The organism is Luteibacter sp. P4_D7_3 (genome assembly GCF_056401735.1).
Window position 1 is genome coordinate 1 of the sequence record NZ_JBFUIT010000117.1, and the last position, 11,241, is coordinate 11,241.

Annotated in this window: 9 protein-coding genes; 8 read left to right on the top strand and 1 reads right to left on the bottom strand. The window is 65.0% G+C overall.

All coding sequences use genetic code 11. The features are described 5' to 3' along the window. The first annotated feature begins 9 nt into the window (after nucleotides 1–9). Genes AC1DSN_RS11925 through AC1DSN_RS11960 form a run of 8 tightly spaced genes read left to right on the top strand, consistent with a single transcriptional unit; the run spans nucleotide 10 to nucleotide 10,504 of the window. On the top strand, nucleotides 10–1,293 hold the full coding sequence (locus AC1DSN_RS11925) for a GTP-binding protein (protein WP_477330839.1): 1,284 nt from the start codon (nucleotides 10–12) through the stop codon (nucleotides 1,291–1,293). Between the two features lie 6 nt (nucleotides 1,294–1,299). After that, on the top strand, nucleotides 1,300–2,064 hold the full coding sequence (locus tag AC1DSN_RS11930) for a hypothetical protein (protein WP_477330833.1): 765 nt from the start codon (nucleotides 1,300–1,302) through the stop codon (nucleotides 2,062–2,064). A 39-nt stretch (nucleotides 2,065–2,103) separates the two neighbouring features. After that, nucleotides 2,104–4,032, top strand: a complete 1,929-nt coding sequence (locus tag AC1DSN_RS11935; RefSeq protein WP_477295948.1) for a CocE/NonD family hydrolase — start codon at nucleotides 2,104–2,106, stop codon at nucleotides 4,030–4,032. 5 nt (nucleotides 4,033–4,037) lie between these two features. After that, entirely contained in the window at nucleotides 4,038–4,778 is a 741-nt protein-coding gene (locus tag AC1DSN_RS11940; RefSeq protein WP_477295949.1) for a ZIP family metal transporter, read from the top strand. After that, complete coding sequence (locus tag AC1DSN_RS11945; protein ID WP_477295950.1) at nucleotides 4,775–6,652, top strand: SPFH domain-containing protein; 1,878 nt, start codon at nucleotides 4,775–4,777, stop codon at nucleotides 6,650–6,652. Before AC1DSN_RS11940 ends, AC1DSN_RS11945 begins: the two co-directional genes overlap by 4 nt. Then, the gene (locus AC1DSN_RS11950; protein WP_213948042.1) at nucleotides 6,649–7,593 is read left to right on the top strand and encodes an SPFH domain-containing protein; all 945 of its coding nucleotides are present in this window, start codon (nucleotides 6,649–6,651) and stop codon (nucleotides 7,591–7,593) included. The genes AC1DSN_RS11945 and AC1DSN_RS11950 overlap by 4 nt, the downstream gene beginning before the upstream one ends. Beyond that, complete coding sequence (locus AC1DSN_RS11955) at nucleotides 7,590–8,630, top strand: SPFH domain-containing protein (RefSeq protein WP_477295951.1); 1,041 nt, start codon at nucleotides 7,590–7,592, stop codon at nucleotides 8,628–8,630. The genes AC1DSN_RS11950 and AC1DSN_RS11955 overlap by 4 nt, the downstream gene beginning before the upstream one ends. Next, complete coding sequence (locus AC1DSN_RS11960; RefSeq protein ID WP_477330835.1) at nucleotides 8,627–10,504, top strand: heavy metal translocating P-type ATPase; 1,878 nt, start codon at nucleotides 8,627–8,629, stop codon at nucleotides 10,502–10,504. The genes AC1DSN_RS11955 and AC1DSN_RS11960 overlap by 4 nt, the downstream gene beginning before the upstream one ends. A 7-nt stretch (nucleotides 10,505–10,511) precedes the next feature. Here the strand turns inward: AC1DSN_RS11960 and AC1DSN_RS11965 are convergent. Then, nucleotides 10,512–11,241: DUF3471 domain-containing protein (locus tag AC1DSN_RS11965; protein ID WP_477330837.1), on the bottom strand; the 730-nt coding region annotated here is incomplete at its 5' end.

Sequence of the window (11,241 nt, forward strand, 5' to 3'; positions counted from 1 at the left end):
GGATACCCCATGAAAAACCTTGCATCCGCCAGCGTCCCCACGTTGCCGGTCACCGTGCTTTCCGGCTTTCTTGGTGCCGGAAAGACCACGTTGCTCAATCATGTCCTTCGTAACCGCCAGGGCTTGCGTGTCGCCGTCATCGTCAACGACATGAGCGAGGTCAATATCGACGCCAGCCTGGTGCGGAACGGCGGGGCGGCGCTCAGCCGGACGGACGAGAAGCTGGTCGAATTCTCCAATGGCTGCATTTGCTGCACGCTTCGCGACGATCTCATGCAGGAGGTGAAGCGGCTTGCGGCCGAGGCCAGGTTCGACTACCTGCTTATCGAATCGACCGGCATATCCGAGCCCTTGCCCGTGGCGGCTACGTTTCATGTCCGCGATGAAGCCGGGTTCTCCCTGTCGGATGTCGCTCGGCTGGACACTATGGTTACCGTGGTCGACGGCAGGAGTTTCCTGCGGGACTTCTGTTCGAGCGACAGCCTGGAGCAACGCGGCGAGGCTGCCGGCGAGGACGACGAGCGTTCGCTGGTGACCTTGCTGACCGAGCAGGTCGAGTTTGCGGATGTCATCGTCGTCAATAAATGCGACCAGCTCGACGGCGTCGCAAGGCGGGAAGTGCGGCGCGTGCTTCGCGCCCTCAACCGCGACGCGCGGCTCGTCGACGTCGCCCACGGCGAAATCGACCTCATGGACATTCTCAACACGGGACGCTTCGATTACGAACGTGCCCAGAGAGCGCCAGGCTGGGTGAAGGAACTGATGGGCGAGCACACGCCCGAGACGGAGGCTTACGGCATCACGAGCTTCGTCTACCGAAACGCGCGGCCGTTTCATCCCGCACGGTTTATGGACATGCTCAATGCGGGGATCCCCGGTGTATTGCGTGCCAAGGGCTATTTCTGGCTGGCCACCCGCATGGACTGGGTGGGAAGCCTTGCCGTCGCCGGTGGCTCGACGGAGTCGTTGGCGGGTGGTCATTGGTGGGCCAGCCGCAAGCGTGTGGATACGGGGCTGCGGGAGCCGTTTGCCCTGAAGGACCTCGGCGTGTCCGCGCCGGACGAGAACGAGCTGCCGCATGAGGCCGAGCGTCGTGCGCTGCTCGATATCTGGCATCCGAGGTTCGGCGACCGGCGTCAGGAGTTGGTTCTCATCGGCGTGGACATGCCGGAGGCCGATATCCGGCATGCGCTCGACGCCTGCCTGTTGCAGGACGATGAGTTCGCGCGCGGGCCGGAAGCCTGGCTTCGGATGTTCGATCCGTTCCCCTCGTGGTCGCTGACGGAGCATTGAGCACCCGTGCGAGTTCTCCTGACCCGTCCGCGCCTCCTGCTTATCGTCGCGGGCCTCTTTACCGCGTTGCTTTCCGTGCTTGTCGCAAAGCGGACCGCGAACAACGGGGACCATGCGAGCAGCGTGCCCGGGACGCCGTCTTCGACGTCGCCGCACGACCATGACCATGCATCGGCGCATGAGGTCGAAGCCAGTCAGGCGTTGTCCCTCATCGGACCATCGCTCGTCTCCACGCCTGAAGCCGCAAACGATGTCGTGTTCCTCGCCGTGGCGGCAGCCTACGGCCGCTGTGCGCCGGCGCACGCCCATGAACTCGGCGCCATGGCGGCGCACGCCCGACTACCCGTGCTCGCCGGACTGACAAGCGTACTGGGGCCACATACGGGCAGCCGCTCGGCGCTGCTTGCGGGAATCCACGAGCTGGCCGCCCGCTTGCCCTGCGACGGACCTGTCGATGTCTCGATCGGGTCCTTTCGGCAGCACGTGACCCTTGAGGGCTACGCCGCGGCGTTTCCCGATAGCTACTTCGATCCCTCCCTGTCATCGGCGTCGGCCGAATTCGCGGGCCGCTCGCTGGCCGAGCGCGCTACCGACACGTGTAACGGCGTGGCATATGCCGTGCTGCCGCTCGATGCGCCGCGCGCATGGCAATGCACGGCCCTGCGTGCGGAAGCGCGCAGGCGCGTGGCGGGGCTCTGTAGTGGTACGGCCGAGGCGGCTGCCCAGCAGATTCGCGATGCCGTGATGCGCCTACCTTCGACGTGCCAATGAGTTCGTCAGCACACCCGTTAAATACCAGGACACCTCGCCTTGAACCTGACCTTGAAGTTCTCCCGTTCCTTGCTTGCCGCGGCACTCACCGTGGCCCTGTCGTCCGTGGCAAGCGCGGAACCTCCCGCGAAAGGCGTGTACGCGTCGTTGCCGAGCGAAACGCCCGAGCATTTCAAGCCTGTGCGCGACGCCTTCGATTACGAGGCACGCGACGTCATGATTCCCATGCGCGATGGCGCGAAGCTCCACACCGTCATTCTCGTGCCCAGGCATGCGAAGAATGCCGGCATCCTGCTGACGCGCACGCCTTACAACGCTACGGAAATGACGAGTGCGGTTGAGAGCGGTCACCTCGGTGTGGCGGTAAGCCACGACGATGATGCAAGCGATGTCCTGATCCAGGACGGATATATCCGCGTTGTTCAGGACGTTCGCGGCAAGTACGGTTCAGAAGGCGACTACGTCATGAATCGGCCGCTCCATGGCCCGCTCAATCCGACACCCGTCGACGACTCCACCGACGCCTACGACACCATCGACTGGTTGGTGAAACACGTGCCGGAGAGCAACGGACGCGTGGCCATCCTTGGCATTTCCTACGACGGCTTTGAACCGTTGATGGCGATCATTCATCCGCACCCGGCACTGAAGGCCGCCGTGCCGATGAACCCGATGGTCGACGGATGGATGGGCGACGACTGGTTCCACCATGGCGCCTTCCGCCAGCAGAACCTTGAATACATCTACGAGCAGACGGCATCGAGGAAGAACACGCTCAAGTGGTGGTCCAACTATGCCGACGACTATCAGTTCTTCCTCGAAGGCGTATCCGCCGGGGCGGTGGCCAAGGCCTACGGCATGGAACAACTCGGTTTCTGGAACAAGGTTACGCAGCACCCTGCCTACGATGCGTTCTGGCGCGACCAGGCCGTCGACAAGGTGCTCGGCAACGAGCCCGTCTCGGTACCGACCATGCTGGTTGCCAGCCTCTGGGACCAGGAAGACATCTACGGTGCCATGGCGGTCTACCACGCGATGAAGCCCCACGACACCGACCAGCGGTTGTTTCTCGCTGTGGGCCCGTGGTTTCACGGCCAGGAGGTCGGTGATGGCAGTAGCCTGGGCGCCGTGCGCTTTGGCAGTGACACCAGCCTCTACTTCCGCCAGCACATCCTCAGGCCCTTCCTCGCGCACTATCTCAAGGACGCGCCGGACGTGCCTGCGCCTGTCAACGCTTTTGTCACCGGCCAGAATGTCTGGACGACGTCGAAGGCGTGGCCCGAGACGAACGACGCCGCCTCGACGCTCGCGATTCGCCCGGATGCCGATGGCAAGCTGCAGCTGGGCGCCGTCGCGGAGAGCGGCTCCGATAGCTTCGTCTCCGACCCGAGCCATCCCGTGCCGTACCGTCCGCGTCCTGTCGGACCGATGGCAGGCAAGGGATGGCAGCACTGGCTGACCGACGACCAGCGAGCCGCCGCCACGCGCCCGGACGTGCTGACCTATACCAGCGCCGTGCTCACCGAGCCGCTACGCATCAGCGGTCCGCCGCAGGTTCACCTGGTGGCCAGCACATCGGGGACGGATAGCGACTGGGTCGTCAAGCTGATCGACGTATATCCCGATCAGGTTGCCGAGCAGCCCGAAATGGGTGGCTACGAACTGGGTATCGCCATGGACATCTTCCGGGGCCGTTACCGCACGGGATTCGACAAGCCCGCGGCCCTCACCGCCGGTGCCGCGCTGCCGTACGATTTCAGCCTGCCAAACGCCAACCACGTGTTCCTGCCCGGGCATCGGGTCATGGTGCAGATCCAGTCGAGCTGGTTCCCTCTCTACGATCGTAATCCGCAGAGGTTCGTGCCGAACATCTTCTTTGCGACGCCCGCCGATTTCCAGCCAGCGACGCAACAGGTGTTTCGTGGCGGTGACGCGACCGTCATCACGTTGCCGGTCGTGAAGGGATGATTCCTTTGCATGAAGTACTGCTGGCAGCCTGTGTTCTGGGCGCCACGTCACTGGTTTCGCGCCTCGTCGTCTGGTTGCCGGGCGGCGCCTTGTCGCCGTGGCTGGTGTGGTTGCAGTCGCTGGCTGTCGGTCTTCTCGTCGGCGACGCCTTGCTCCATGTCCTGCCCGAGGCATTGGAGACCGGGCAGCCCTTCGACCACACGATGCTGGCGCTCGCCGCGGGTGCGTTGGCGCTTGTCGTGGTCGAGAGCTGGGTACGACGCGCACCGCTCGTGCCGTCGTTGGAGGGCACGCAACGTACGCCATTTGCACGCATGAATCTTGCCGGGGACTTCGTGCATCACCTGGTGGATGGCGTCATCGTGGCTGCAGCCTTCCTCGCCGGCGAGTCCGCAGGTATCGCCGTGATGCTGGCGATAGCCCTTCACGAGGTGCCGCGCGAACTCAGCAGTGCGAGCGTGCTGGTGGCGGGTGGGTATCCGCCGCGCCATGCGTTCGCGCTGTCGGTGTTGATGGCCCTGGGTGTGCCAGCCGGGGCCCTGATGATGAACCTTGTTCCGTTGTCGCCCAGTGGCCTGGGGCTGGCGCTGGCGGCGGCGTCGGGCACCGTCCTGTATGTCGCGCTCGCGGACATTCTTCCCGGCATATGGGCCAGGCTTGCGCCTAACCAGCGGGCGGCTCCCGTGATTGGGGCGTCCGCGGGACTCTTGGTGATGTGGCTGGCAGCGCGCATGGAGCAGGGATGATCATCAAGCGCTCACTGCCGGCCTATGCGCTCCATGCGTTGGGCGCGGTGCTATTCGTTGGTGCCATCGGCTGTCTTGCATCGGCAAGCGTGCCGGTGCGCGTCCTGGGGCTTACGTTGCTGTTCGCCGCCACCGGCTTGTTCAGCGAAGGCGTGACGGTGCAGGTGCGAGGACGGCCAGAGGCATGGGTCGGACCGTTTCGCGCCATGGTTTACCGGCGACTCCCCGCCAACACCGTGTTTGCACGAGGTGTGCTGTCCGCCCGTGAGGCGCGTCGCCGTTTCGATGGTATCGACTGGATCGGCGACTGGCTTCCAGGTGCCATCGCTTTCGGCGGCGGAGGCGTGTGCCTGATCGTCGCCGCGAGCCTATTCAAGGCCGTTGGCCAGGCCATGGGCGCACCGGCCCCGTATTCGGCGGCGATCCTCCTTGTGGCCGGCATGCCGCTACTCGTGCTGCAGCGCTTTCTCGCCGTACGTTCAACCGCCTCCGGGCCGGCGGTGGAGACGGTGGTGCGCATTCCGCTCGTATCCACCCTCGTCCTCGGCGCGGCGACACTCTTTGCTTCGCTTGGTTACATCTGGGCGGAGTGGTTGGCCTTCGTGCCGCTCGCGCTGGTTTCTCTTGCGGCAGCCGAAGCGATGATCCGCGCGACCGCGCTCCTGTTCGCTCCGGCTCGCCCCTTCGCCGAACGGAACTCGGCGGCCCTGACATGGACGGCCAGCCTGCTACGTTTGCAATGGCCGAGCGTGTCGCGTGGGAGCGACTGGCTCAGGCAATCCTATGGCATCGACCTGTCACAAAGTTGGGTGCTCGCGTATGCGTTGCGCGCGACGCTGCCTGTCGCCGCCGCTCTCGCCGTGTTCGCCTGGCTCGCTACGGGCGTGACGGTGCTGGGCGTCGACGAGCGTGCGGTCGTCGAACGCATGGGACGTCCGGTCGCGCTCATCGGTCCGGGTCTGCACATCCACCCGCCGTGGCCGCTGGCGCGCACGCGGACCATCGAGCTGGGGGTCGTCCATCAGATGCCGATCGTCTTCTCGGCGCGGCCCGGAGGCAGGTTGCTTGCCGAGCTTGCCAGTGCAGGCCGCGCGGATGTCGATGCCGGCATGGATGCCGAAGCCATTCCCGAACCGCCTGCTGACCGGCTATGGGACGCGAGTCATCCCGGCGAGGCGAGTTATCTCATCGCAAGCAGCGCGGGAGGGCGGGAGGGCTTCCAGATCGTCAACGTCGACCTTCGCGTCATCTTTCGCGTGCCCGACACCCACGACGAGGTGCTCGACTCCGTGTATGGAACATCCGACGCGACGGGATTGATACGCGTCTCGGCGGGCCGCCTTCTCGTCTCGCACTTTGCAACGTCCACCCTCGATCAGCTTCTGGGGGAGAACCGTAGCGCGTTCGTCGAACGGTTCAGGCGTGACCTGCAGGCCGAGGTCAGTGCCTTTCACGCGGGCATTGCGATCGTCGGCGTCGTGGTGGAAGCCATTCATCCACCTCCCGCGGCCGCGGTCGCGTACCACAATGTCCAGGCATCGGCGATCCGCGCGGACGCCATGCGTTTCGACAGCCGTGCGCGTGCTTTCGCGCTACGCGGTTCGGCCAGTCAGGACGCCTTGCGTACGGTGGACCTTGCGAAAGCCGGGGCAGCGGAGCAACTGGCGTCGGCGACCGCGACCAGAACAACGTTCGAAGCCGACACGCGAAGCCTCGCTGCCGGACGCGATGTCTTTGTTTTCGAGAGCTGGCTGACCCACCTTCGCAATGACCTGAGCAAGGCGCATCTCACCGTCGTCGACCATCGCATCGACGGCACCCAAACCACGCTGGACTTGCGGCCGTTCGCAGGGTCCACAGGGGGAACCCTTTGAACGCTTCCAACATGCGCCACGGCGCACGGTGGCTCGTCGCCGCAGTCATCGTCGGCCTCGCCGTGGCTGCGGCGTCCTTCGTCGTCGTAAGCCCGGGGCAGGGCGTCGTCATCACGCGCCTTGGCAAGCCGGTACGCGTACTCGTCACCGCTGGCGGTGCGCTGAAGTGGCCAGCGCCGATCGAGGCGACCACGGATATCGACCTGCGTCTTCGAACCACGTCCAGTGGCTTGCAGGACGTGGGCACCCGCGACGGCCTTCGCGTCCTCGTCCAGGCGTACGTGGTCTGGCGTGTTCCCCAGGACGCGGATGCGGTTGAGCGCTACCTGCGCGCCGTGCAGAACCAGCCGGATATTGCCGCGTCGCAGCTCAGGAGCCTCATGGCGTCGTCACTCGAAATCACCGCCAGCAGTTTCGATCTCGCACAACTGGTGAACACCGACCCGGACAAGGTTCGGCTGGCAGCCTTCGAAGAGCGCCTGAGAACCCTGGTGGGCCAGCAGGCGCGGGCGGTTTACGGCGTCGATGTCGAGCAGGCGGGAATCGAGCGCCTGACCCTGTCGACCGAAGCGCTGCAGGCAACCATCGAACGAATGAAGGCGGAGCGCGACACGGCATCCGCGCAGCGGTCGGCGGAAGGCCAGCGCGAGGCGGCCCAGGTCGTCTCCGAAGCGGAGCGTGACGCGCGCATCGCGATCGCCGGCGCCAAGGCCGAGGCGTCGTCCATCGAGGCCGACGCGCAGGTGAAGTCCGCCACGGTTTACCAACAGGCGTATACGTCCGACCCCGCGCTGTACACGTTGTTGCGATCGTTCGACACGCTCGATGCCACGATCACGCCCAGCACGCGCCTGGTCCTGCGCACGGACGCGGCCCCCTTTCGTCTGCTGGTCGACGGACCGGTGCCGCATCTCGCCGCGCCCGTGAAAGCCCGGCCATGAGTGAGATCCCATCAACCTCGCTGCTTGGCGATGCGCTCAAGTGGTCGTTTCGCCTGCTCTTCGGTCTGGTCGGGCTACTCGCCGTGGCATGGGCTGTGACGGGAATTTCCCGCATCACACCGGATAGCCAGGCTGTCGTCACTCGCTTCGGTCAGGTCATTCGTGAAAGCGGGCCGGGACTTCTGGTGACATGGCCGGCGCCGATCGATCGCATCACCGTGTTGCCGTCGCCGGGGCGACAGGTACAGTTTTCTCCCGAGACACTGGAAATCGGCGGTTCATTGCCGCCGCCGGGGGACGAGTTGTCGACGGGTTACATCGTCAACGACGAGGCGCGCGAGAACACCTGGTTCTTCCTGACCGGCGATGGCGGCATCGTGCACCTCAGAGTGACGGTGTTCTATCAGATCACGGACCCGACGGCGTACGTCATTTCTGCCGAGCACGTCGAGCCGGCGCTTCGCCGGGCCGTCGTGGCGGCCGCTGTTCGAATCTGTGCCAGTCGGGATCTGGATTCGATCCTCGTCGCCCGTCCGGAACGGGCTGACGACCCTTCCTATGCCGCGCGCAGGGAACGCTTTCGCACCGACCTTGTTGCGCTTATCAACCAGCGTCTGGACGCCATGGGGCGCTCCCGGAACGGCCTCGGTATCCACGTTGCGCGCACCGATGTCGTCGCCAGCATTCCGGCCGGCGCCAAAGCCTCGTTCGACAACGTGCTCCAGGTGTCGCAACAGGTCGAGCGTGCCCTTGCGCAGGCGCGTACCACGGCGGAAATCCGACGGCAGACAGCGGAGCAAACCCGTGCGCAAACCCTCGACGAAGCGCGCGCCAGGGCGCAGGAGACCGTGAGTGCGGCCGAGGCGAATTCGGCCCTCGTGCTCGCACTGGGCAAGACCACCACCATGAGTCATTCAACCGTGCTCGATCAGGTATACCGCGAACGGATCAAATCACTTTTCGACGTGGCTGAGCGCGTCGACACCGTGCCGGCGGGCGACGGTGGTCACGTTATTGTGCCGGGGGTGGGCCAGTGAACGGAGCCGCACTCCTCACGAGCCGCGAGCGCCGCGGCTGGCGCCTGCGCATCGTTCTTGTCCTGTGGTCGCTGGGCTTGCTTGGGCTAGCGTGGCTGATCGGCGTGGCATCCGACACCCTGACCGTCGAGCGGCAACTCCTCACCGCGCTTGCGGCGCTCCTGATGGGTGGCCCGGTCATGACGGCCGCCTTTCGCAGCCTTCGGCATCCTGACCTGCACGGTGTCGTCGACCAGCTCGTGGCCCTTGCGGTGATTGCTTGCTGGGTCTCGGCCGATTTCGTGACGGCCACCCTGTTGCCGGTAGTGATGATGGTCGGACGCGTGCTGGAGGATCGTTCCTTGYTCGGCTCACGCGAAGCAGTCGAAGCCTTGTCGAACCTCACCACGGCCGTGGCTCGCCGCGTCGCCGCCGATAGTCGGGTCGAATTGATCGATGTGGCGCGGCTTCGGCCCGACGACATCGTGGAAGTGCGAGCCGGTGACAAAGTGCCGGCCGACGGGGTCGTGGTCGACGGCATGGCGAGTCTCGACACCGCCTCGTTGACGGGCGAGTCCTTGCCGGTGGAAGCGATGGTCGGGCAAACGGTGCTGGGTGGTTCAGTGAGCCTGAACGGCGTGCTTCTCGTGCGTGTGACGCGTATCGGCGAGGATAGTGCGCTGGGCAGGGTGGTGGCGCTGATGCAGGAAGCCGAACGTAGCAAGCCGGCCGTCACTCGCCTTCTTGAACGTTACGCGGGCAAATACCTGCTCTTGGTCATCCTGCTCGCCGCGATGGTCTGGTTTACGACACTCAACTCCGCCGCCGTCCTCGCACTCCTCGTCGCCGCATGCCCCTCCGCCATGGTGCTTGCCGCGCCGTCCACGGCACTTGCCGCGGTCAGTGTCGCCGCGCGCCACGGCATCCTCCTCAAGAGCAGTATCTTTCTCGAGCGTCTCGCCGACGCGGATGCACTCGTGGTCGACAAGACCGGCACCGTGACAACGGGTCAACTTCGCGTCGTGGGGGTTCGGTGTGAGGCAGGCGTTGAATCCAGGCATCTCGGCGCGGTCGCTCGCGCACTCGGACGCGTCAGCAGTCATCCGGTCGGTCGTGCACTGGCGCATCTTGCCGGTGACGACGAGGTCGTCCTTGCGGATGTGCATGAACAGGCCGGCTTCGGCATGGCTGCCGTGACCACGCAGGGTCCGGTGCTGCTTGGCCGTGAAGAGTTGTTTACCGCCCACGGCGTGACATTCCATCCGGCCCCTGCGCATGCCGGTCCGGTGGCGGGTGTTTCCGAAGGCGCTCGGTTTCTTGGCTGGGTCCTGCTGGCGGATGAAGTCCGACCCGGCGTGGCGGAGACGCTCGAGGCCATGCGGGGTCTCGGCRTCGACCGGCAAGCACTGCTCACCGGCGACCGCGCCGGCGAAGCCCGCCGTGTCGCGGCGCTCGTCGGCCTCGACGAGGTGGTGTCGGGCGCACTGCCGCACGACAAGATGGCTTTCGTCAGGAAAATGGTCGATGCGGGACAACGACCGATCGTGGTCGGCGACGGCATCAACGACGCACTGGCGCTGAGGGCCGGCGCCGTGGGCATCGCCATGGGCGGGCAGGGCAGCGACATCGCCATCGCATCGGCGGATGTCGTGCTCACCGGACACGACTTTTCCCGCGTCGCCACCTGTGTTCGTCTCGGTCGCCGGGCGCGCCGCACGCTTCAGCTCAATCTTGCATTAAGTGCCGTCTGGACCGTCGGGCTCATCGCACTCGCGTTGGCCAGTGGCGGTCGGAGTGGTGGAGCGCTGACGGCAGCGGTTCTACAGAACTGCGCTGCCTTCATCGTGCTGGCGAGTGCGGGGCGTCTGTTGAAGTTTGATGAGAGGGGAAGATAGGGGCATCTCACGGGGCGACTTTGGTTGCGCGGTGATCCACGCCATTCTGGTGTAGCACCACCGCCGCGATGTTTCCGTTTGCGTCGCGCTCGAAATCAAGTTTTGCATCGACCACCCGGTAGAAGAACTTGTCGCGTGCACTGGCGAAGACGGGGAAAGCCGATTGGTTAGCCAGTCTCGCCATGAGCTGGTCATTCTGCAAAGTGACCTCAAGTATGGCGCCCCGAGCCATCTGGTAACGCCCGGCATAGCCCTGGAGCAGAGGGCGCGCGAGGGTTACCTGGGTGTCGCCCACCGTTGCGTCGGAGGCATTTTCGCTTATCCGTGCGGCGATGTGGTCGCCACGCTGGTGCAGGATCATGCCAGTCACGTGGCTGTTGGCATCGCGCGTAAAGCTGATCGCAATGTCGTCGATGTTGGCGAAGAACTCGTCCTTCGCACTGGCGAAGATCGGTATCGGTTGCTGCCCGGTCCCTTGTGCCGCGAGTTGGTTTCCATCACGAAATACGCGGACGACGAGTTTGGGCGACAACTGGTAACTTCCGACATATTCCTCGATCTGCTCGGGCGTCGTCTCCAGGCGCTTGTGCACCGGGCGAAGCTTCCAACCTGCATCGAGGGTAGCGAATCCGAGGTCTTCCACGGGCACAGCGGCATTGGTGAGAATGACTACCCCGTGACGACGATCAGCCGTGAAGCCGATGAAGCTTGCGTAACCTCCGGTCATCCCGCTGTGC

Excerpts from the sequence above, each read along its gene's own strand:
- AC1DSN_RS11955 (WP_477295951.1), top strand. The coding sequence starts at position 7,590 with ATGAGTGAGATCCCATCAACCTCGCTGCTTGGCGATGCGCTCAAGTGG.
- AC1DSN_RS11925 (WP_477330839.1), top strand. The coding sequence starts at position 10 with ATGAAAAACCTTGCATCCGCCAGCGTCCCCACGTTGCCGGTCACCGTG.
- AC1DSN_RS11945 (WP_477295950.1), top strand. The coding sequence starts at position 4,775 with ATGATCATCAAGCGCTCACTGCCGGCCTATGCGCTCCATGCGTTGGGC.